The organism is Mesorhizobium sp. M0016, from assembly GCF_040324035.1.
Taxonomy (GTDB): domain Bacteria; phylum Pseudomonadota; class Alphaproteobacteria; order Rhizobiales; family Rhizobiaceae; genus Mesorhizobium.
Map to the genome: position 1 here is coordinate 147842 of NZ_JAMYVM010000006.1, position 22055 is coordinate 169896.

General features: G+C 63.2%; 21 protein-coding genes and 1 riboswitch. Of the genes, 9 read left to right on the forward strand and 12 right to left on the reverse strand.

The window, feature by feature from the left end; all coding sequences use genetic code 11:
* Positions 1 to 33: 33 nt before the first annotated feature.
* From gfa to NKJ88_RS11535, 5 genes are all read left to right on the forward strand, one after another.
* On the forward strand, positions 34 to 603 hold the full coding sequence (gene gfa / locus NKJ88_RS11515; RefSeq protein ID WP_023667587.1) for an S-(hydroxymethyl)glutathione synthase: 570 nt from the start codon (positions 34 to 36) through the stop codon (positions 601 to 603).
* A gap of 64 nt (positions 604 to 667) precedes the next feature.
* On the forward strand, positions 668 to 1141 hold the full coding sequence (locus tag NKJ88_RS11520) for a YaiI/YqxD family protein (RefSeq protein WP_023667588.1): 474 nt from the start codon (positions 668 to 670) through the stop codon (positions 1139 to 1141).
* Between the two features lie 20 nt (positions 1142 to 1161).
* The gene (locus NKJ88_RS11525) at positions 1162 to 1854 is read left to right on the forward strand and encodes a DUF1345 domain-containing protein (RefSeq protein WP_023667589.1); all 693 of its coding nucleotides are present in this window, start codon (positions 1162 to 1164) and stop codon (positions 1852 to 1854) included.
* Positions 1855 to 1989: 135 nt separating this feature from the next.
* Positions 1990 to 2865 carry a cytochrome b/b6 domain-containing protein gene (locus tag NKJ88_RS11530; RefSeq protein WP_023667590.1) on the forward strand — a complete coding sequence of 292 codons (876 nt, stop codon included), beginning with the start codon at positions 1990 to 1992 and terminating at the stop codon, positions 2863 to 2865.
* Position 2866: 1 nt separating this feature from the next.
* Positions 2867 to 3658: a molybdopterin-binding protein gene (locus NKJ88_RS11535; protein WP_352444078.1), complete on the forward strand. Its 792-nt coding sequence runs from the start codon at positions 2867 to 2869 to the stop codon at positions 3656 to 3658.
* Between the two features lie 151 nt (positions 3659 to 3809).
* On the opposite strand, the gene NKJ88_RS11540 is transcribed toward NKJ88_RS11535, so the two are convergent.
* Positions 3810 to 4811, reverse strand: coding sequence for a hypothetical protein (locus NKJ88_RS11540; protein WP_352444079.1), 1002 nt, complete (start codon positions 4809 to 4811; stop codon positions 3810 to 3812).
* Positions 4812 to 5000: 189 nt separating this feature from the next.
* Positions 5001 to 5087: riboswitch (glycine riboswitch) on the forward strand.
* 149 nt (positions 5088 to 5236) lie between these two features.
* On the opposite strand from NKJ88_RS11540, the gene gcvT reads away from it, so the two are divergent.
* Genes gcvT through gcvP form a run of 3 tightly spaced genes read left to right on the forward strand, consistent with a single transcriptional unit; the run spans position 5237 to position 9540 of the window.
* Positions 5237 to 6337, forward strand: a complete 1101-nt coding sequence (gcvT, locus tag NKJ88_RS11545) for a glycine cleavage system aminomethyltransferase GcvT (protein ID WP_352444080.1) — start codon at positions 5237 to 5239, stop codon at positions 6335 to 6337.
* A 6-nt stretch (positions 6338 to 6343) separates the two neighbouring features.
* Positions 6344 to 6712, forward strand: a complete 369-nt coding sequence (gcvH, locus tag NKJ88_RS11550) for a glycine cleavage system protein GcvH (protein WP_023688297.1) — start codon at positions 6344 to 6346, stop codon at positions 6710 to 6712.
* 17 nt (positions 6713 to 6729) lie between these two features.
* The gene (gene gcvP, locus NKJ88_RS11555) at positions 6730 to 9540 is read left to right on the forward strand and encodes an aminomethyl-transferring glycine dehydrogenase (RefSeq protein ID WP_023729867.1); all 2811 of its coding nucleotides are present in this window, start codon (positions 6730 to 6732) and stop codon (positions 9538 to 9540) included.
* Between the two features lie 12 nt (positions 9541 to 9552).
* Here gcvP and NKJ88_RS11560 read toward each other — a convergent pair whose 3' ends face one another.
* From NKJ88_RS11560 to cpaB, 11 genes are all read right to left on the reverse strand, one after another.
* Complete coding sequence (locus NKJ88_RS11560; RefSeq protein ID WP_352444081.1) at positions 9553 to 10716, reverse strand: GGDEF domain-containing protein; 1164 nt, start codon at positions 10714 to 10716, stop codon at positions 9553 to 9555.
* A gap of 161 nt (positions 10717 to 10877) precedes the next feature.
* On the reverse strand, positions 10878 to 11348 hold the full coding sequence (locus tag NKJ88_RS11565; RefSeq protein ID WP_023667596.1) for a hypothetical protein: 471 nt from the start codon (positions 11346 to 11348) through the stop codon (positions 10878 to 10880).
* A gap of 133 nt (positions 11349 to 11481) precedes the next feature.
* The gene (locus tag NKJ88_RS11570; protein ID WP_352444082.1) at positions 11482 to 11676 is read right to left on the reverse strand and encodes a hypothetical protein; all 195 of its coding nucleotides are present in this window, start codon (positions 11674 to 11676) and stop codon (positions 11482 to 11484) included.
* Entirely contained in the window at positions 11673 to 12533 is an 861-nt protein-coding gene (locus NKJ88_RS11575) for a PA3715 family protein (RefSeq protein WP_352444083.1), read from the reverse strand. The genes NKJ88_RS11570 and NKJ88_RS11575 overlap by 4 nt, the downstream gene beginning before the upstream one ends.
* Positions 12464 to 13429, reverse strand: coding sequence for a type II secretion system F family protein (locus tag NKJ88_RS11580; protein WP_023725707.1), 966 nt, complete (start codon positions 13427 to 13429; stop codon positions 12464 to 12466). Before NKJ88_RS11580 ends, NKJ88_RS11575 begins: the two co-directional genes overlap by 70 nt.
* A gap of 1 nt (position 13430) precedes the next feature.
* Entirely contained in the window at positions 13431 to 14396 is a 966-nt protein-coding gene (locus NKJ88_RS11585) for a type II secretion system F family protein (RefSeq protein ID WP_023688292.1), read from the reverse strand.
* A 4-nt stretch (positions 14397 to 14400) separates the two neighbouring features.
* Positions 14401 to 15822 (reverse strand): TadA family conjugal transfer-associated ATPase, encoded by a 1422-nt coding sequence (locus tag NKJ88_RS11590; protein ID WP_023667600.1) that lies wholly within the window; start codon positions 15820 to 15822, stop codon positions 14401 to 14403.
* Entirely contained in the window at positions 15819 to 17033 is a 1215-nt protein-coding gene (locus tag NKJ88_RS11595; protein ID WP_023667601.1) for a CpaE/TadZ family protein, read from the reverse strand. Before NKJ88_RS11595 ends, NKJ88_RS11590 begins: the two co-directional genes overlap by 4 nt.
* A gap of 45 nt (positions 17034 to 17078) precedes the next feature.
* Complete coding sequence (locus NKJ88_RS11600; protein WP_023667602.1) at positions 17079 to 17345, reverse strand: hypothetical protein; 267 nt, start codon at positions 17343 to 17345, stop codon at positions 17079 to 17081.
* Positions 17346 to 17349: 4 nt separating this feature from the next.
* On the reverse strand, positions 17350 to 18750 hold the full coding sequence (locus NKJ88_RS11605) for a type II and III secretion system protein family protein (RefSeq protein ID WP_352444084.1): 1401 nt from the start codon (positions 18748 to 18750) through the stop codon (positions 17350 to 17352).
* 78 nt (positions 18751 to 18828) lie between these two features.
* Positions 18829 to 19734 carry a Flp pilus assembly protein CpaB gene (gene cpaB, locus NKJ88_RS11610; protein ID WP_352444085.1) on the reverse strand — a complete coding sequence of 302 codons (906 nt, stop codon included), beginning with the start codon at positions 19732 to 19734 and terminating at the stop codon, positions 18829 to 18831.
* A 257-nt stretch (positions 19735 to 19991) separates the two neighbouring features.
* Here cpaB and parE point away from each other — a divergent pair, with 257 nt between their 5' ends.
* Positions 19992 to 22046 (forward strand): DNA topoisomerase IV subunit B, encoded by a 2055-nt coding sequence (parE, locus tag NKJ88_RS11615; RefSeq protein ID WP_023691142.1) that lies wholly within the window; start codon positions 19992 to 19994, stop codon positions 22044 to 22046.
* Positions 22047 to 22055 lie beyond the last annotated feature (9 nt).

Consider the following 22055-nt stretch of genomic DNA (forward strand, 5'->3'; position numbering starts at 1 on the left):
GAAGTTGCACAGGTTCAACAAGGGAGGAAGACAATGCCTGAGAAACTGCATCCCAAAATCGACAATGGCTTGCCAAAGGAGAGCGCAAGCTTTGCCGGCGGCACGCTGGTCTGCGCCTGCACCAGCAAGCCGGTGAAGGTGACGGTCAAGGGCCAGATCGCCCACAACCATGCCTGCGGCTGCACCAAATGCTGGAAACCGGACGGCGCGGTGTTCTCGGTCGTGGCGGTCGCCGGCACTGGCGACGTCACCGTCACCGAGAATGGCGACAAGCTGAAGGTGGTCGATCCGGCAGCGTTGATCCAGCGTCATGCCTGCACCGGTTGCGGCGTCCACATGCACGGCCCGGTCGAGCGCGACCATCCGTTCAAGGGTCTGTCCTTCATCCATCCCGAGCGCTTCCAGGAAGACGGCTGGTCACCGCCGGGCTTCACCGCTTTCGTTTCGTCGATCATCGAATCCGGTGTCGACCCCAAGCGCATGGACGGCATCCGCGGCCAGTTGAAGTCGATCGGCCTCGAACCCTATGACTGTCTCAACCCCGGCCTGATGGATTACATAGCCACCTGGACGGCGAAGAAGTCGGGCGCGCTGCCGGCCTGACAGTACGAGATTTCTGGCATGGGGCCGGGTAACATGCCGGCCCCATGTCCGTTTTGGAGAGATAATGCCCGCACCCGCCATCTACGTCGACGCCGACGCCTGCCCGGTGAAAGCCGAGGTCGAGAAGGTCGCCGAGCGCCATGGCGTGGTCGTCACCTACGTCTCCAATGGCGGGCTGCGTCCGTCGCGCGATCCTATGATCCGCAACGTCGTCGTCTCTAAAAGCGCCGATGCCGCTGACGATTGGATCGTCGGGAACGCAAAACCCAACGACATCGTGATCACCGCCGACATCCCGCTTGCCGCTCGCACCGTGGCGCTCGGCGCGCATGTGCTTGGGCCAACCGGCCGGCCGTTCACGCCGGAGACCATCGGCATGGCGGTTGCAATGCGCGATTTGAAGCAGCATCTGCGCGAAACCGGCGAGAGCAAGGGCTACAATGCCAGCTTTGCGCCACAGGATCGCTCGCGTTTCCTGGGTGAGCTCGACCGTATCTTGCGGCGCGCCCTGAAATCCGTCACACCCGACCAGACGTGAAGCACCATCCGAGGTCGGGTATGGCCGACATATCGCCGAATATCCCCTTGCAGCGGCACAAGCAGTTCTTTGTGTCGCTAGCCGTCGGTCTGGTCGTATTTGCCGCGGTATTCCCTTTGATTGGATCGCTCCCCGTCTCCACGCGGCTTGCTTATTCGATTTCGATTGCCGCCGATTCCTTCTTCGTCGTCTTCATCGCGCTCGTCATCGCCAAGATGCCGCTGCTGTCCGGCCGCTATCTCAGCAAGAACGCGCGCGAACTGGACCTCCCAGTGCTGGGCATCTTTGCCATCACGCTCGGCATCGTCGCCATGGCCATCGTCCTGCTGTTCCTTTTGATCAATCACAAGGATCGCGACCCCATCGAACTCGGCTTCGCCATGCTGTCGATCCCGCTTGGCTGGTTCACCATCCATGCCATGGCCGCCCTCCACTATGCGCATGTCTACTGGATGGACGGCGACGCGATCGATACCGAAACCAAGAAGAAGATACCGGTCGGCGGCCTCGATTTTCCCGGCAGCAAACGGCCGGACGGTTGGGACTTTCTCTATTTCGCGACGGTGATCGGCATGACCGCGCAGACCGCCGACACCGCGATCACGACCTCGCATATGCGCCGCGTGGTGCTTGTCCATTCGATCCTGTCGTTCTTCTTCAACGCCGTCATCGTCGCCGCCGTCGTCAATCTCGCGGTGAGCCTCGGCAATTGAGTATCCGTGCCCGCGATAAACCGTGCCCGTAATAAAAACGTGACCGCATGAAACATCGCTTTCGATAGCGACGTATTGGGAGGACAAGGACGAGCGCGGCCATCCCAGGATCGCGCAGCCGGAGGCGAGGAAAAGATGGAAACCATTACCATGAGTCAGCCCGGCGCAGGCGTCGATGCCGCCTCAACGAAGGATGCGACGCTGATCTACCGGCAATCGCGCTGGACCCGCCTGACGCACTGGCTGTGGGCGATCTCGCTGTTCTTCATGCTTTTGTCCGGCCTGCAGATCTTCAATGCCCGGCCGCAGCTCTACATCGGCAAGCAATCCGGCTTCGAGTACAACAACACCGTCTTTGCCATCGGCGCCGAAAACACCGCCACCGGCCCGCGCGGCTATACCGAAATCTTCGGCCATCGCTTCGACACCACAGGCGTGCTCGGCTGGTCGGGCCCGGCCCGGCAGCAAACGTCGCGTGCCTTCCCGTCCTGGGCGACAATCCCGTCCTATTACGATCTCGGCACCGCCCGCGTTGTGCATTTCTTCTTCGCCTGGATACTGACAACCACCTTGGTTGTCTGGCTGGTCGCCAGCCTGGTCAACGGCCATCTGCGCCGCGATCTGGCGCCGCGCCTTGACGATCTCAAGCGGCTGCCGCAGGACATCATCGAGCACGCCAAGCTCAGGTTCCACCACACACGCGAATACAACACGCTGCAGAAAATGGCCTATGGCGGCGTACTGTTCGTGCTGTTGCCACTCATGATCATCACCGGCCTTGCCATGTCGCCGAGCATGAACTCGGTGCTGCCCTGGCTCAACGAACTGCTCGGCGGAAGGCAGACGGCGCGCACCATCCATTTCACGGTGATGGTGCTGCTGGTCGGCTTTTTCATCGTCCATATGATGATGATCCTCGCGGCCGGCCCGATCAACGAACTGCGCTCGATCATCACCGGCTGGTACCGCACCGATCCGCCAAGGCATGGCGACACCGAGAGGAGTGCGTGAGATGGCCAAACTCCAGATCAGCCGCCGAAAGTTCCTGACGGGCGCCGGCCTCGGCGTTTCCGGCATCATGTTGTCGGGCTGCGATGCCTTCGACAGCCAGCTCGGCATGGGCGACGGCCTGCGCAGTTTCCTCGAAAACGCCAATGGCCTGACCTACCGCGCGCAACGCTGGCTTGCCGGCCGCGATGCTCTGGCGCCGGAATTCACCGAGGCCGACATCCGCCAGCCGCAGCGGCCGAACGGCGTCACCGCGCCTGACGATGACACCTACAAGGGCCTGCTCGCCAACAATTTCGCCGACTGGCGGCTGGAGGTAACGGGCCTGGTCGAAAAGCCGCTGTCGCTCAGCCGCGAGCAGTTGGAGAACATGCCGAGCCGCACGCAGATCACCCGCCACGACTGTGTCGAAGGCTGGAGCTGCATCGCCAAATGGACCGGCACCCCGCTGTCGCTGGTGCTCGACCAGGCTGTGGTCAAGCCGCAGGCCCGCTATGTCATGTTCCACTGCCTCGATACGATCGATCGCAGCCTCTCCGGGGAAATCAAATATTACGGCACCATCGACCTGATCGATGCCCGCCACCCGCAGACGATCCTCGCCTACGGCCTCAACGGCAAGCCGCTGCCGGTCGAAAACGGCGCGCCGCTGCGCGTGCGCGTCGAACGACAGCTCGGCTACAAGATGCCGAAGTATCTCTACAAGATCGAGCTCGTCGACAGTTTTGCCAATATCGGCGGCGGCCGCGGCGGCTATTGGGAAGACAATGGCTATGACTGGTATGGCGGGATTTGATGGCCTCGCATTCTGACCGAGCACGATCTGACTCCGACCGAACCGAGCTTGCCTGAGGAAGCCGGTTTCGAGCGCGTGGCCGAACTTGGCGATTGGCCTGAAGACACTCCAATATCGTCCTCTGCAAAACGGTCGCAGAAAACGGCGCGGCTTAAGCAACCTTGTCGAGCAGTGGCTTGAGCGCCGGATGTATCTCCGGCGAGGCGAGTTTGATCAGCGTCAGCAGCGCGCGTTCATTGTCACGCAGCGGGCGGTCGGTGCCGATGCGATCGGCCAGCCATTTCGCCTCGCTGGCGTCGATCGTCTCGGCGCGGCGCGCGAGTGCCTCGGCGGCACGGTTCTTCGACTCCCATTCGGCCTCGATATCGCCGGGCGAACGATAGGCTTCCATGATGCCGGCCAGTCCGCCCGACACCATGCGGCTGAAGAAGCCACCAATTTCGGGCTCGACCTGGTCCAAGAAACTGTCACGACGCAGCGCCACATCGCGCGTCGGCGCTTCGTAGCCGGCCGAACACATGACGAAATTGGCGAGCGCCTTGACGAACAGGTCGTTCCAGGACGGGTCGTTGTGGGCCGCTGCGGTCTGCTCGTTGATCTGGAACAGCACCTCGGCCTCAACCCGTGTGATGGCAATGTTACCGTCGCCGCCATAGGCATGGAGAATGCGGCGCAACAGATCGACCTCTGCCTTGGCGACCAGCCCGGGAACCAGCGCGCCGCCGAGCATCAGTGGTCCCTTGCCGTCGACCACCGCGTTGGCGACCTGCTCGAGCGCATAGGCGGAGAGCCGGCCGGGCGATGATTTCGCCCTTTCCAGCACATGCACCAGCAGCTCCAGTTCGGTCACACTGTCGACCATTCCGTCGAGCGAGATGGTCTGGATCAGCCAACCGGCATTGTCTTCAGAGATATAGCCTGCCGGCTTTTCCTGGTGGACGATGTAGTCGGTAACGGCCTCGACGAAGAATTCAGGCCATTGCGGGCATTTGTCCGTCGCTGTCGCATCGAGCGCGAACAGTGCTTCAGCCTCGCCGCGCGTCACCACGCCGTCGGCGAACACTTCGCGACGCAGCATGACGACATCTTCCGCCGTGATGCGGTCCTTCGAGGCCAGCCCCGCCACCGGCGCGCTCCCGATCCGTTCGCCCATCTGTCAATCCCCATCCGCCGTGCCCAACGCAATTGCCGGCCAAACCGTCAGCCCAGAATATCGCCATTGTCTTGAAAAACCGGCAAACGGCGTGGTTAGCGAAGACTTGTCAGGAAGATGTCGCTGGCAGGTGACAAGGTGTCGCCGACAAGCTATGGATGGCGCGTCGAGGGCTCAGGGTCTGAGTCCTACCTGTTTGCGGGAGAGAGCAGCGCGAGCTGCCGCCGAAGGGGAAATCGCCCGAAATCTCTCAGGCAAAAGAACCGTAGACGGGAAAGACACTCTGGAAAGTCGGGGCTTGCCCCCGCGCCGAAGGTGTAAGCGTCGCCGACAGAGTTCCGGTTGCGCGAGTCTCTCAGGCTTCAGACAGAGGGGCACGGACTGGTCGCCAGCAGCGGCCGATTGCGTGCGACTCTGGAGATGACATGACGGGCGACGACACCAAACACCTTCCTCTCGAAGATCTGCACACCGCCGCCGGCGCACGCTTTGGCGCCTTTGCGGGCTGGTCTATGCCGCTGATCTATCCGGCCGGCGTGATGAAAGAGCACCTTCACACCCGCGAACATGCCGGCCTGTTCGACATTTCGCATATGAAGCTGTTCGCTGTCAGCGGACCGGGCGCTGCGGCACTGCTCAACCGCGCCAGTCCGCTCGATGCCGGCGCGCTTGAGATTTCACAGTCCAAATATACTTTCTTCCTCAACGAGGCCGCCGGGATCATCGACGATCTGATCGTCACCCGGCTCGGCGCCGAGCGCTTCATGGTGGTCGCCAACGCCGGGAATGCGGTCGAGGACGAGAAGCATCTGCGTGCGCTGGCCGCGGACTTCGAGGTCAAAGTCGATGCGCTCGACCGCGTCTTCCTGGCGATCCAGGGGCCGGAAGCCTGGGCTGCCTTGTCCCGCGCCGGCATCGAGACCGGCTCACTCTTGTTCATGCATGGCATCGAGCCTAAGCAAAACTGGTTCATGAGCCGCTCCGGCTACACCGGCGAGGACGGCTTCGAGATCGGCCTGCCGGAGGCGGATGCGCGCGCTCTGGCCACGAAACTGCTCGAGGACGAGCGTGTGTTGTGGATCGGCCTTGCTGCCCGCGACTCGCTGCGGTTGGAGGCCGGCCTGTGCCTGCACGGCCAGGACATCACGCCGGAGATCGATCCGGCCAGTGCCGGCCTGATGTGGGGGATCCCCAAAGATCTCCGCGCCGGCGGTTCCTTCATCGGCGCCGATGCGCTGCGGTCCATCCTGGAGCGCGGGCCGTCGCAAAAGCGCGTCGGCCTGAAGCCGGACGGCCGCCAGCCGGTGCGCGCCGGCGCTGCTTTGTTCGATGCCGACGGCAATCCGGCTGGCCACGTGACATCAGGCGGCTTCGGTCCGTCGGCCGGCCATCCTGTCGCCATGGGCTATGTGTCAACGGCCTTGGCCAAGCCGGGCACGAAACTGTTCGCCGACGTTCGCGGAACGAAAATCCCGGTCGATATCAGTTCCATGCCCTTCACTCCTCATCGCTACCGCAAAGGATAAATCCCGATGGCAAAGACCTATTTCACACAAGACCACGAATGGCTGAGCGTCGAGGGAGGCATCGCCACCGTCGGGATCACCGACTATGCGCAGGAACAGCTTGGCGATCTCGTCTTCGTCGAACTGCCTCAAATCGGCACGAAGCTCAGCAAGGGCGATACCGCCGTGGTCGTCGAATCAGTCAAGGCGGCCTCCGATGTTTATGCGCCGGTTGACGGCGAGATCACCGACGCCAACGGCGCGCTGTCCTCGGACCCGTCGCTGGTCAACTCCGCTGCGACCGGCGACGGCTGGCTGTGGAAGATGAAGCTCGCCGACGAAGGCCAACTCGCAGGCCTCATGGATGAGGCCGCCTACAAAGCCCATATCGGTTGATATCAGGACCTATTGCCATGAGCGCAGCACTTACCCCCTTCTCGGCCCGCCACATCGGTCCTGATGTAAACGATGTCAGAGCCATGCTTGCCGTGATCGGCGTTCCCTCTGTCGAGACGCTGATCAGCCAGGCTGTGCCGCAGTCGATCCGCCTCGATCTGCCGCTGGCCCTTCCCGCGCCGGCGAGCGAAGCCGAAGCGCTGGCCGAATTGGCTGCGACCATGGCAAAAAACAGGGTGCTGAAGAGCTTCATCGGCGCCGGCTATCACGGCGTCCATGTGCCGCCGGTCATCCAGCGCAACCTGTTCGAGAACCCGGCCTGGTACACGGCCTATACGCCCTACCAGGCCGAGATCAGCCAGGGCCGCCTGGAAATGCTGTTCAACTTCCAGACCTTGGTCACCGAATTGACCGGCCTGCCGGTGGCTTCGGCCTCCCTGCTCGACGAAGCGACGGCGGTGGCCGAAGCGGTCGGCATCGCGCTGCGCCATCACCGCGACAAGCGCACCAAGGTGGCGCTGGCCGGCACGCCGCATCCGCAGACGCTGGACGTCGTGCGCACCCGCGCCGAGCCGCTCGGCATCGAGATCGATGGCGAGACCATCGACGACAACACCGCCGCCCTGCTGGTCTCCTGGCCGGACACGTTTGGCGTCTATGGCGACCACAAGGCGGCGATCGAGAAAGCTCGCGCCACCGGCGCCGTGGTCGTCTTCATCGCCGATCCGCTTGCGCTCACGCTGACCGAAGCGCCGGCCAGGCTTGGCGCCGACATCGCCGTCGGCCCGATGCAGCGCTTTGGCGTGCCGATGGGCTTTGGCGGCCCGCACGCCGCCTATTGCGCCGTCTCCGACAAGCTGACCCGGCTGATGCCCGGCCGCCTCGTCGGCCAGTCGATCGACAGCAAGGGCCGTCCCGGCTATCGCCTCGCCCTGCAGACGCGCGAACAGCATATCCGCCGCGACAAGGCGACCTCCAACATCTGCACCGCGCAGGCGCTGCTTGCCAACATGGCGACCGCATACGCGATCTGGCACGGGCCTACTGGTTTGCAGGCGATCGCAGCCCGAATTCATGAGCTCGCCAACGGCCTCGCAGCAGGCCTGAAAACCGCTGGTGTTTCCGTGCTCGGCTCAAGCCGTTTCGACACGGTGACGGCCGAAGTGAAGGGCAAGGCAGCTTCGATCGCCGCTGCCGCTGAAAAAGGTGGTCGGCTGCTGCGCGTCATCGATGCCGACCGCATCAGCATCGCCTTCGACGAAACCTCGACCGAGGCGGATCTCGAGGCGATCGCCGCCCTGTTCGGCGCCAAGTCCGGCGCTACTGAGGCCGGCGCGATGCCCGGCAAGCCGCGCGGCAAGGAGTTTCTGACCCAGCCGGTTTTCCGCGAAAACCACTCCGAGACCGACATGATGCGCCTGCTGCGCAGGCTAGCCGACAAGGATTTGGCGCTCGACCGCACCATGATCCCGTTGGGCTCCTGCACCATGAAGCTCAACGCGGCGGCCGAAATGATGCCGGTCAGCTGGCCTGTTGTCGCCAACCTCCATCCCTTCGCGCCGGCCAGCCATTCGGCCGGCTATCGCGCCATGGTCGGCGAGCTGGAAGGCTGGCTGGCGGAGATCACCGGCTTCGACGCCGTCAGCCTGCAGCCCAATGCCGGCAGCCAGGGCGAATATGCCGGCCTGCTCGCCATCCGCGCCTATCACCGTTCGCGTGGCGAAGGCCATCGCACCATCTGCCTGATCCCCCAGTCCGCGCATGGCACCAATCCCGCGAGTGCGGCGATGGCCGGCATGAGCGTCGTCGTCGTGCGTTGCCTGGAGGACGGCAATATCGACATGGACGATATGCGGGCCAAGGCCAACGAGCATTCGAAGAATCTCGCAGCCCTGATGTTCACCTATCCCTCGACGCACGGCGTCTACGAAGAAGGCGCGCGCCACCTGTGCGCTCTCATTCACGAGCATGGCGGCCAGGTCTATTTCGACGGCGCCAACCTTAACGCCCTGGTTGCTTTGGCGCGGCCCGCCGATATCGGCGCCGATGTCTGCCACATGAACCTGCACAAGACCTTCTGCATCCCGCATGGCGGCGGCGGTCCGGGCGTCGGTCCGATCGGCGTCAGGGCGCATCTGAAACCCTATCTGCCGGGTCATGTCACCGAAGGTTCGGCGCATGCCGTGTCCGCTGCCCCGTTCGGCAGCGCTTCCATCCTGCCGATCACCTGGATGTACATCCGCATGATGGGCGCCGCCGGCCTGAAGCAGGCGACGGAGACGGCGATCATCTCGGCCAATTATGTGGCGACGCGGCTCGCGCCGCACTTCCCGCTTCTCTACAAGGGCAGGCACGATCGCATCGCGCATGAATGCATCCTCGACACGCGCGTGCTCAAGGAGAGCGCCGGCATCAGCGTCGACGATATCGCCAAGCGGCTGATCGACTACGGTTTTCACGCGCCGACCATGTCGTTTCCGGTCGCCGGCACGCTGATGGTCGAGCCGACCGAATCCGAACCCAAGCGCGAGCTCGACCGGTTCTGCGAGGCGATGATCGCCATCGCCGGCGAGGCAGCGAAAGTGGCGAAGGGCGAATGGCCGCTCGAGGACAACCCGCTGGTCAATGCCCCGCACACGGCGGCCGAAACCCTTGCCGGCCAGTGGACGCACCCCTATTCGAGGCTGGAAGCGGCCTACCCCGCCGGCGATGTCGATACGGCGGCCAAATACTGGCCGCCGGTTTCGCGCATCGACAATGTCGCCGGCGACCGCAACCTCGTCTGCTCCTGCCCGCCGCTGTCGGAATATCTCGGCGCCGCCGAATAACACTCTGGCCTGTCAGGCTGAGCGCAGGGCCGGTCCGTCGGCTTTGCCGTTGAGGACAAGCACGCGATTTCGCCCGGCGTTCTTGGCCGCGTAGAGCGCCCGGTCGGCCTCGGCCAGCACTTCATCCAGGCTGCTGCCGTCTTCCTTGCCAAAGCCAATGCCGCCGCTGACGCTGCTGCGCAACGGCCCGCGCGGCGTCGGCACCACTTCCGTGCCGAAGGCGACGCCGATCCTGCTGGCGAAATCGTAGGCCTTGTCTTCGGTCATCCGAGACATGACCAACGCGAACTCCTCGCCGCCCAGCCGGAAGGCGTCGACGCCAACCCTGTCATACTTCTTGATGACTGCGGCGAAACGGCAGAGCACCCGATCGCCGACGGGATGGCCATAGACATCGTTGGTTCGCTTGAAGTGGTCGAGGTCGAACATGGCGACCGACATGAACGGGCCGAAGACGCGCTCGCGATAGAGCGAGTTCAAAGCCCGCCGGTTCATGAGACCGGTCAACGGGTCGGTCAAGGTCTCGGCCTTCAGTTCGATCTGTGCCTGCAGATGATGCAGCGACAGCGTCAGCGCGCCGAGCGCCGTCATGCAGGCGACTGCCACGACCGAATTCAACCGCTCGGCCCAATTGTCGGGTGCGACGCCGAGCACCCACTGGCCCTTGACCAGAAGCACGGCGCCGCAGAGCCCGAAGGATACGCCGCAGACGCCGCTTAGCGCCGAAACGACCAGCAGAATGCCGCGATCCTGACTGCCCTTGATCCAGAACATCACCCCGATCGAGGCGAGCAGCACTGTTACCGTCGTATAGGTGAGGATGAAGCCGACACCATCGAAACCGAGATAGGTCACGCCGGCGCAGACAGCCATCGCAAGCATGGCCGGCAGGACAGCGCGGCTGTAATTTCGCACACCGAGATATTGCATGGCCGAAAGTGAAAGCGCCAGGAAACCGAGGCTGAGCAGCGCCAGCGCCGCCTGGCAAAGCAAGGGACTGGGCTCCCTCGTGTAGCGCCAGAAGACGATGACGTGGGCGACAAGGACGAGAATGCCGCACGCCACCGTCAGCACGAAGCGTGCACGCGGCGCCGTGAACCAGATCACAAACATGGTGACGCTCAGGCATGTGCCCGACAGCGCAGCCGCCAGCAATAGCGAACTGAAATCCAGCATGGATGAGCGGCAACCTTTGGGATCTTCGATTTGTGGCGCATCATAGGCATGCAACCGGCCGGAGATACCGTTTTCGGCCGGTTTTCAAAGCAACCTGCCGACAGGGTTTACAAAGCGTCGACTGCCGTCCCGCGAAGCTCGGCACGCGAGTGTCCCTAGTCTCAGCCCTTGTTGAGCAGCGCCAGATTGGCGTTGATCACGCTCGGGTCGGCCATGCCGGCCCTTGCTTCCATGAGCAGCGCTCTCGCCTTCTTCTTGTTGCCGCGCAGCAGCTGCGAATAGCCCATATTGTTGACAATCTGCGGCTTGCGCCCGGCAACCTTCAAAAGCTGGTCGTAGGCGCGGTCGGCGAAGTCGAAGCGGCCGAGTTCGTCATAGGAGGCGGCAAGCCCCATCCATCCCTCGGCACTGTCGGCCTTCAGTTCCACGGCCTTGCGGAAATGCTGTTCGGCAAGGCCGTAATTGGCCTCGCGGAACTGCGCCTTGCCTTGCGCAAGGTCGGAGGTGCTGACGTCTTTTGCCACCGGTTGGATCGATGTGGTCTTGGTTTTGTCGACGTTGTCGGTCGTGCAGCCGCCGACCATCAAGACCGCCGCTAGCGCGGCCATTGCCGTGAAACTTCTGTGACGCATGCCCCTGGCCCCAATCGCCCGATTTACCGGGTCGTTCTCTGAGGAAGCAGACTACAACAGGGCGATTAAACTTCAGTGCGGAAACGCGCCTAAAATTTGGTTTCGGGCACAGAAGCCATTAACCAACCGAAGCCTATTCCGGCTCCAGCGCCTTGAGCCCCGCCGGAAACTGATAGCGCCTGCCGTCGTAGCGCAGCCGGTAGGTTCGTTTCATGGACCTGCCGGGATGGGACTGGCACTCGCCATTCTTGTCGACAGACGGATTGTCGGTGTCCAACCGCTCGAACACTGTGATGTCGTGATAGCCGTGATGTCTCGCCGGGCTCATCGCCAGGCTGACCCGGTTGGATTGAAAGGATCCTGCGCATTGGTGTCGCCTTCGCAGCCAAAGCCGGCCACGATGATGCCGTCGAGCACCAGGCGCAGAGCACCGCCGTCAAGGGCATAGAGCCGCAGGTCGGTTTCACTGAAAGGATTCGGCTGCGAATGGTTTCCCATGTCGATGCGCAGGCCGAAGGCGCCGACATCGGGCGCCAATCTGTAGCGCCCGGTATCGAAGTCGATCTCGCGGATGCCGACGGCATCATCGGTCATCAGCCCGGGCTGGAGCAGGCGCTGGCGCACCTGCCGGGTCTTCCTGTCGACGACCAGAAGCTCGACATCGCCGAAATGCCCGTCGTCGCTGGATTGGGAGCTGTCGATCAGCGGCACGGCGACCAACAACAGGTCGTCATGGGCGGGCCAGATCTTGCAGACCACGCCGAATGGCGCATCGCCATCCCAAAGCGTCTGGGCGATGCTGGTATGAGGTTCGAGCGTGAAGGAGGCGCCATCGGCACTCTTTTGGGCCTTGGGATATGCCTGCTGCACCAGAGCGGCAGCGTCGCCGCAATCGTCGGCCGCGGCCGAGGCCAGCGACAGACTGGCCGCGGCGAGGCCGAGGAAGGCGGTGCACAATACTATTCGCATGGACGGCTCACTCATTTTGCTTTTTGCGGATTTTGCCGAAGGAAAGCGGCCAAACCGGCCGGATATGACATCCAGGCGAAGCGTAGTTGAAGTGAGTAACCGCAGAAAGCCGCCGGGCGGCCACTTGGTATCTACTGCCTTGGTATCTACTGAACCGCCGTCATTTTGACGATGATCGGGATGACGGCGATCATCAGCACCACCGGCAGGATGCACACCACCACCGGCACCGACATCTTGGCCGGCAAGGCATGTGCCTTCTCCTCGGCCAACGACATGCGCTTGTGGCGCATTTCGTCGGAGAACACGCGCAGCGCCCCGGCGAGGCTGGTGCCGAGTTCCTTCGACTGCTGCAAGAGCGTGGCGAAGGAGCGCACCTCGTCCAGGCTGAGGCGGTCGGCGAGCGCCTTCAATGCATCGTCGAGGCTGCGGCCGGCCCTGAGTTCCAGCGACACCAGCTGCAGATTCTGGCTCAGCGACGGATAGGTCTTGGCCAGTTCCTTCGAGACCCGCTCGATGCCGGCCTCCATGCTCATGCCGGCATCGGAGCAGACGATCATCAAATCCATGAAGTCGGGAAAGCCGTTGCGGTATTCGCGCATCTTTTCCCGCACCTTCTGGCTGAGCACCAGGCCGGGCACGAAATAGCCGGCGGCTCCCGACAGGATGATGAAGGTCCAGCGGCTGGTCGCGGTGGAATCGGCGCTGCCCATCCAATGGTTGACCAGGAACGCGCCGATCGCTGCGCCCACCAGGCAGGCGAAGCGGATCAGGAAGAATGTGCCGACCGCGCGCGGCTCCATATAGCCCGCCTGGATCAGCTTCATACGCAGCCGGGCGACATTTTCCGGATCGCTCTTGGCGTAGAATTCCTGCGCCCGCTTCACCGCCTTCTCGCGCACGACGCTCTGGTTCTTCTTCGGCGCCACCTCGGCCTGTTGGGGAGTCTTGCTGTCGTCGATCTTGAGCCGGCGCTTGAGATCGTTGCGGTCGCCTTTGGCCACCACCAGCGGCCATGCCACCGCGCTGCCGCCCAATGCCAGCAGCATCGCGGCTACCGGCATCAGCGACGTCGGCGCCAGCGAGGCAAGAAACTGGATCACCTGCTCCATCTCAGAACCGGAAGTTCGACATCTTGAACATGATGATGTTGCCCAGCATCAGCCATGTCACCGAACCGCCCAGCAGATACCAGGTCTTCGGCACATCCCAGACGCTTTGATAAAATTGCGGCATCATCACCATGATGGCGGCGAACAGCAGCGCCGGCACCGCCGTCAGGATATAGGCCGACATACGACCCTCGGTCGAAATGGCGCGCACCTTGCGGCGCAGCTTGCCGCGTTCGCGGATCGTCGTCGACAGCCCGTCGAGGATCTCGCGCAGATTGCCGCCCGAACTCGTCTGGATGGAAACCGCGGTGACGAACAGCGGCAGATCCTCCTGGCCGACGCGATCAAACAGTGAATTCAACGCCGAAACCAGGTCGGAACCATAAGTCACCTCGTCGGAGATAACGCCGAATTCGGTGCCGATCGGATCGGGCATCTCGCGCGACACCATGGAGATCGCCACCGGAACCGGATGCCCGGCCTTCAAGCCGCGCGTGATCAATTCCAGCGCCTCCGGCAACTGCACGCCGAAACGCTTCACCCGCCGGGCACGCTTGGAACGCAGCACAATTACCGGCAGCAGCGCTGTCAGCACCACAAACAGCAAAATGGCGAGCAACAGCGGCAGGCCGTACCAGAGCGCGACGAGCATCATCGCCAGCGCCACGCCCGTCGTCATCGTCAGGAATTTCGGCAAGGGCATCACCATGCCAGACTGCGTGCGCAGCGCGCGAAAACGGTCGGGCGAGAAGAATGACGTGCCGGAATCGAGGCCGCGTTCCTTGCGCAGCTGGATCAGCACCTGTTCCTGGCTGATCTTGTTTTCCTGCAGCTTCATGCGCCGGTTGATAGCCAGGCGCTTGTCGCTGCGGCCGGCATAGAGCAGATAGCAGCCTTCGGCGATCATGATGCCGGTCAGCGCTGCCGCGGCATAGACGACATAGATCGGGCTGAAATTCTCGAACACCCGGCTACTCCTGCGGCCGGCCGGGTTCGAAATATTTGCCGGGGAATTCAATGCCCATATTGCGCAGGTCCTCGAGGAAACGCGGGCGAATGCCGGTCGCCTCGTAGTGACCGAGGATCTTGCCGTCGGCTTCCATGCCGGTGCGCACGAAGCGGAATATCTCCTGCATCTGGATGACGTCGCCTTCCATGCCGGTCACCTCGGCGACGCTGGTCACCTTGCGCTTGCCGTCCGACAGTCGCGTCAGCTGGACGATAAGGTCGAGCGCGCTGGCGATCTGGCTGCGGATCGACTGCACCGTCATCGGCATGCCGGTCATGCCCAGCATCTGCTCGAGGCGCGAAATGGCGTCGCGCGGCGTGTTGGCGTGGATGGTCGCCATCGAGCCTTCATGGCCGGTGTTCATCGCCTGCAGCATGTCGAAGGCCTCCTCGCCGCGGCACTCGCCGAGGATGACGCGGTCAGGGCGCATGCGCAGCGCGTTCTTGACCAGGTCGCGCTGCTTCAGCTCGCCATGACCTTCGATGTTGGCGGGGCGCGTTTCCATGCGCGCGACATGCGGCTGCTGCAGCTGCAGTTCGGCCGCGTCCTCGATGGTGATCAACCGTTCGTCTTCCGGAATAAAGGCTGACAATGCGTTGAGCATCGTCGTCTTGCCGGTGCCGGTACCGCCCGAGATGATGGTCGTTTTGCGGGCGTGGACTGCAGCCGCCAGCACCTCGGCCATGTTCTGGGTGATGGCGCCGAACTCGACCAGCTTGTGCAGGCCGAGCTTGTTCTTTGAAAACTTGCGGATCGACACCAGCGGCCCGTCGACGGCGACCGGGCGAATGGCGGCGTTGAAGCGCGAGCCGTCGAGCATGCGGGCATCGACCATCGGCTGCGATTCGTCGACCCGGCGGCCGACGGCGGCGACGATCTTGTTGACGATGCGCAACAGGTGCGCCTCGTCCTTGAACGGGATATGGACCTGCTGCAGCTTGCCCCGTTTTTCGACGAAGCAGTTCTGGTGGCCGTTGATCAGGATGTCGTTGATGTCGGGGTCCTTGAGCAGCGGTTCCAGCGGGCCGAGGCCGACCATCTCATCGACGATGTCATCGACCAGCGCTTCAAGTTCGACGGTGTTGATCGCCATACGCTCCTGGCGGGTCTTTTCCGACACGAACTCCTGCACCTGCCGGCGCATCTCATCCTTGGGCAGGCGCTCCAGCGCGACCAGGTTGATTTCCTCGAGCAGCAGCCGGTGGATGCGCACGCGGGCATCGAGCACCTTGTTGGCGCTTTTTCCCGGTGTTGTCTCCGGCTTCGGCGGCAAGGCCTTGCGGTTCGTCGGGATGACCACGGCGTGATGCGCGACCGGCGCCGCCTCGGCCGGCTTCAGCGCGCGGACGTCACGGTTCTGCAGGGTCGAGAAGCGGCTGGTCATCCGGCTTTCCTCTTCAGGAGGCCCCTGCCGATGCCGAACAGCGAGCGCGATTTCTCCGGCGTCACCACGGCTTCTTCCGGCAGGATGATCCTCTTCAGATCGTTGACGACATTGGCGTTCGGGTCGATCTCATGCAGCGGCACGCCGCGGTCGACCGCTTCACGCACAAGCCGGTAATTGTTGGAGATGCCGCCGACGAAATGCTCGCCCAGGATTTCCTGGACATCCGCCTGCTTGATGCCGTTGTCGAACATCTTCTGCTCGAAACGATTGACGATGACGTTCGGCTTCACTTCCTTGCCGGCCGTCTCGTAGACCGCCTGGATCAGCCGCTGCGTGTGGCGCAGGCATGGCACCGTCATTTCGGCGACGATGTAGAGCTTGTTGGAGCCGAGCAGCACCGTCTCCGTCCACGGAAACCAGGTGCGCGGCATGTCGATGACGACGTTATCGAAATAGGCCGAGACGAGATCGAGCATGCGCACCACGACATCGGTCTTGAACGAGCGCATTTCCGACGGATGCGTTGGCGCCGCCAGCACGCAGAGCCCGCTCGCATGCTTGGACAGCATCACATCCAGCAGCTGACGGTCGAGGCGCTCGGGCTGGTTCTCGATTTCGGTGATGTCGAAGCGCGGCTCGAGGTCGAGATATTCGGCGCAGGCGCCTTGCTGGAAATTGAGGTCGACCACGCAGGTCGACGCGCCGCGCGTCACCGAATGATGCAGCTGGAAGGCGGTCTGCAGCGCCAGCGTCGTGGTGCCGACGCCGCCGGCGGCCGGCATGAAGGTATAGATCTGCGACTCGGTGTTTTCCTCGCGCCCCGGCCCTTGCAGCGCGCGCACGACCGACCGCACCAGATCGGCGGTGGTGATCGGCTTGACCAGGAAATCGGCGACCTGGAGCTGCACCAGGATACGCACTGCGGCTGCGTTGAATTCCTGGGTGACGACGACCACCGGAACGCGGCCTTCAAGCCGGCGCATGATGCGCTGCAGCGACTCGATCTCTTCCAGCTTTGCCGCATCCATGTCGACGATGAGCGCGCCGAAATCGGCTTCCTGGACCTCGCCGCGCAGTTCGGTAATGTTCTTCTCGACGGTCGAAAGCTGGATCACCTCCGAGGCCGCGAACGCGGTGCGCGTATCCTGCGCAAAGGTCCGGTCGCTGGACACCAGCAGGATCTTCTTGGTCTTGATGCCGCTTGCCATTTTGTCAGCCTGTCAGGTCATTCCCGGTCAAATCACCGGGGCAAATCAATCGGTTGTCGCTGTCGGTTGCACGGCCTTGGCAGCAGCAGCCTGGTCGGCGGCGTTGACTGCCGCCTCACTGCGCTGCGCCGGCACCAGCAGCCTGGTGTTCTGGACGCCGTATTTCCAGGGATCGACCATCTGCATGGCCGTATTGGCGGCCTGTGCGTTGCCGGCGGCAATCGTCGGTCCCTCGGAGCGGACATAGTCGTCGCTGGTGCAGCCGCCGGCGAGGCCGGCGATCAGCAGGGCGATGCATGATTCCACGCGCATGGCTTCAATCCTTCGGCAGGTCGAGGAAATGCCCGACGGTGGTGACCGCGGCCGGCTGTGGCGTACTGCCGCTGGCCATTGCCACTGCACGATTGGCTTCGGACGATTTCACTTCCTCGGTGTTGTTGAGGAAATAGTCGACATTGCTGGCCGGCTGCGTGCCGTCGGTCGGCTCGAGCAGCTTCTTCGACGGATCGACCGGCTTGACCAGATAGGGGGTGACGATGATCACCAGATCGGTCTCGCGCCGCTGATAGGATTTGGAGGAGAACAGCGAGCCGAGCACCGGCAGCTTGCCGAGGCCGGGTAGACGCGATGTGGTAATGTCGTTCTGTGACTGCAGCAGGCCGGCGATCATGAAGCTCTGGCCATTCTTCAGGTCGACGGATGTTTTGGCGCGGCGCACGATAAAGCCCGGGACCGAGATATTGCCGATATTGTAGGAGGCCGAAGCGTCGATCGAGGACACTTCCGGCGCGATGTCGAGGCTCACCAGCCCGTCCTTGAGAACCGTCGGCGTGAAGTCGAGGCTGACGCCGTATTTCTTGTAGCTGACGGAAATCTTGCCATTGTCCTCGGAGACCGGGATCGGGAACTCGCCGCCGGCGAGGAAGCTTGCCGTCTGGCCCGAGCGTGCGATCAGGTTCGGCTCGGCCAGCCGCCTGGCGAGACCACGTTCCTCCAGCGCCTTGATGGCGACGTCGATCGACAGGCCGTTGGACAGCAGCCGGCCGATGATCTCGCCATTGCCGGCTCCCGGCACCGTGCCAGGATCGAGGGTGACGTCGCGCCCGCCAATGCCGTAAGCGAAATTGGCGCTGTATTTGGCGCCGAGATCCTGTCCGGCCTGGCGATTGATCTCGACGAAGCGGACGTTGAGCTGAACCTGCTGCGAGGACGAGATGTTGACCGAATTGATCACTTCTTCATTGCCGGAGAAGCGGCTGGCGATCTTGCTTGCCTTCTCGGCGGCGACCGCGTCATCGGCCTCGCCCGACAGCACGACGCGGCCATTGGCCGAGCCGACCTTGATCTTGGCGTCCGGCACGCTGGCGCGAATGGTGCTGGCCAGCTGGTCGGTGTCCAGCGTCACCTCGATGTCGACGGTGCCGACCAACTGCTTGTTCTCGTCGAACAGCGCGATGCCGGTGGTGCCGAGATTGTTGCCCAGCACATAGAAGGATTTGTCGGTCAGCGGATTGACGTTGGCGATCTCCGGATCGCCGATGACGATCTGATAGAAGGCGGCATTGGTCATGACCGTCTTCGGCTTGCCCTTGGCCACCTTGATCGACGCATTCGTTGTCGACGAGACATGGACGATATCGTTGTCGGCCTTGGCTGGCGCGCTGAGGCCGAGCATTGCGGCCGCGGTGAGGCAAGCCGCTATCGCGAGCGCCCGCATTGGGCGCAGTCCTTTCGTCGTCTGAAATGCATGAAGTCCCGACATCTGTCCCGTCCCTCGCCCGGTCCCCACCGGCAGTTATTGCTGGTCCCGCGCAGGAACCTGGTATTCTTCGACCTGCGTGCCGCGCGTCACGATGATCGTCTTGAATTTCGGCTTCTCAGGCTCCTTGGTCGCGGCAGTGAACAGCGCGCCGGCAGCGGCCTGGACGCCGAAGGCGACCGATCCGCCGAAGGACGAGATGGTGGTGACGCCGTCCTTGGCGGCCCCTCCGTCTGCGGCCGAGCGGAGCGACAGCGACAAGGTGCCGACGGTGCGGGCAAGCGCCACTTTCTGCGCGCCTTCGGTCGTCACCTCGATGGTGACGGAATTGGCGATCTGCGGTGCGGTCTGGCGCTCGTCGGCGCCCTGCCCCACGGTCAGCACCTTAGCGTCGGAGACGACGATCTCGGAGGTAACGGTCGATCCGGCAGCGCCCTGCGCGTTCTTGGCCACTTCCTGGATTTCGCCCGCATCGCGTGTCAGCACCACGTCGACCCGGTCGCCCGGCATGACGAAGCCGCCGACACCGGCGATCTCGTCGGTGCGGATTGTCACCGCCCGCATGCCGGGCGTCATCATGTTGGACAGCGTCGCGCGGCCGTTCGGCCCCGACAATTTGCTGATCAGCACCGGCTCGTTGATCTCGATCGGCGACAATACCACGCGGCTGCCTTCGGCGAGCAATGCATTGACTGTGGTGAACGCGCCCTGCGGCACCGAATCCTCGGACCATGGGATTTCGCTGAGCTGCGCCCGGTCAAGCTCCATGCCGTAACGCAGCGGCGCGTTGGCCACCACGATGGTCTTGAAGACGACCTTGGGGACGGCGGGCGCCGGGATCGACGCCGTTTTCTCTTCGGCATCGGCCTTGGCCTGGCTTTTCACCCAGAAATCCGCGGCAAAGATTGAAATCGCGCCGAAGACGGCAGCGATGCCAATCATCGTTATGGCCTTGCCCCTCACAACCAACCCCTGACATTCGTGGTCTTTTGTTTTGTTGAGGCGACGCTAGGCCGCTTTGTTAAAGATTCAGGAATCGCGCCCGCTCCGCACGGACCTATTTCCGCCGGCTTGGTTATCGAAAGGTTTTAGGATAAGAAGGGTTTAATCCCCGAACGTAACAGGAACTTCCGTCGCTTGGCGCCGAAAAGCGTGGCAGTATCGACGGGTGATTCGCGGCACCGGATTCTATGGCAGGCATGGACGACAACAACGATCTTTTCGGCAATCTGGAAAAGCAGCCCCAACCGGCTCGGACACCTTCGCGCCCGGCCGACCCGCTGGTGCAGGCCACGAAGCGTCCTGCCGCGACCAAGGACGGCAGCGAGGGCTATAGCGCCGCCGACATCGAGGTGCTGGAGGGGCTGGAGCCGGTGCGGCGCCGTCCCGGCATGTATATTGGCGGCACCGACGACAAGGCGATGCACCATCTGTTTGCCGAGGTCATCGATAATTCGATGGACGAGGCGGTCGCCGGCCATGCCACCTTCATCGATGTCGAGCTGTCGGCCGACGGATTTCTGACCGTCACCGACAATGGCCGCGGCATTCCGGTCGATCCGCATCCGAAATTCAAGAAACCGGCGCTCGAAGTCATCATGACGACGCTGCATTCGGGCGGCAAGTTCGATAGCAAGGTCTATGAGACCTCCGGCGGTCTGCACGGTGTCGGCGTCTCGGTCGTCAATGCGCTGTCGGACCATCTCGAAGTCGAGGTCGCGCGCGGTCGCCAGCTTTACCGCCAAAGGTTCTCGCGCGGCGTTCCGGTGAGCGGGCTGGAGCAGCTCGGCGAAGTGCACAACCGGCGCGGCACCAAAATCCGCTTCCATCCCGACGAGCAGATTTTCGGCAAGGGCGCCGCCTTCGAGCCGGCGCGGCTCTATCGCATGACCCGCTCGAAAGCCTATCTGTTCGGCGGCGTCGAGATCCGCTGGAGCTGCGACCCATCGCTGATCAAGGAAAAGGACCAGACGCCGGCCAAGGCGGAGTTCCATTTCCCCGGCGGCTTGAAGGACTATCTCAAGGCATCGCTCGGCGATGATTTCCAGGTGACCCGCGAAATCTTCGCCGGCAAGAGCGAGAAGCAGGGCGGCCACGGTTCGCTGGAATGGGCGGTGACCTGGTTCGGCGGTGACGGCTTCGTCAACTCCTACTGCAACACAATCCCGACCGGCGAAGGCGGCACGCATGAGGCCGGCTTTCGCAATGTGCTGACGCGCGGGCTTCGGGCCTATGCCGACCTGGTCGGCAACAAGCGCGCCTCGATCGTCACCTCCGAAGACGTGATGATCTCGGCGGCAGGCATGCTGTCGGTGTTTATTCGCGAGCCGGAATTCGTCGGCCAGACCAAGGACAGGCTGGCAACGATCGAAGCCATTCGCATTGTCGAGACCGCCATCCGCGATCCCTTCGACCACTGGCTGGCCGACAATCCGCAGGAAGCCTCCAAGCTGCTGGAATGGGTGATTGCGCGCGCCGACGAGCGGGTGCGCCGGCGCCAGGAAAAGGAAGTGTCGCGCAAGAGCGCGGTGCGCAAGCTGCGCCTTCCCGGCAAGCTCGCCGACTGCACGCAGAATGCCGCCGCGGGCGCCGAACTGTTCATCGTCGAAGGCGACTCGGCCGGCGGCTCGGCCAAGCAGGCGCGCGACCGCGCCAGCCAGGCGGTGCTGCCGCTGCGCGGAAAAATCCTCAACGTCGCCAGCGCCGGCAACGACAAGCTAGCCGCCAACCAGCAGATTTCGGACCTGATTCAGGCGCTCGGTTGCGGCACGCGCTCGAAATACCGCGACGAGGATTTGCGCTACGACCGCGTGATCATCATGACCGACGCCGACGTCGACGGCGCTCACATAGCCTCGCTGCTGATCACCTTCTTCTACCAGGAAATGCCGAACCTGGTGAATGGCGGCCATCTCTATCTGGCGGTGCCGCCGCTCTATTCGATCCGGCAAGGCGGCAAGGTTGCCTATGCCAGGGACGATGCGCACAAGGACGAGCTGTTGCGCACCGAATTCACCGGCCGCGCCAAAGTCGAGATCGGCCGTTTCAAGGGCTTGGGCGAAATGATGGCCGCGCAGCTCAAGGAAACCACCATGGACCCGAGGAAGCGCACGCTGCTCCGGGTCGATGTCATCGACGCCGTGGCGGCGACCAAGGATGCTGTCGACGCGCTGATGGGCACCAAGCCGGAAGCCCGCTTCCGCTTCATCCAGGAACGCGCCGAATTCGCCGCGACGGAAGTGCTGGATATCTGAGCGCTGGCC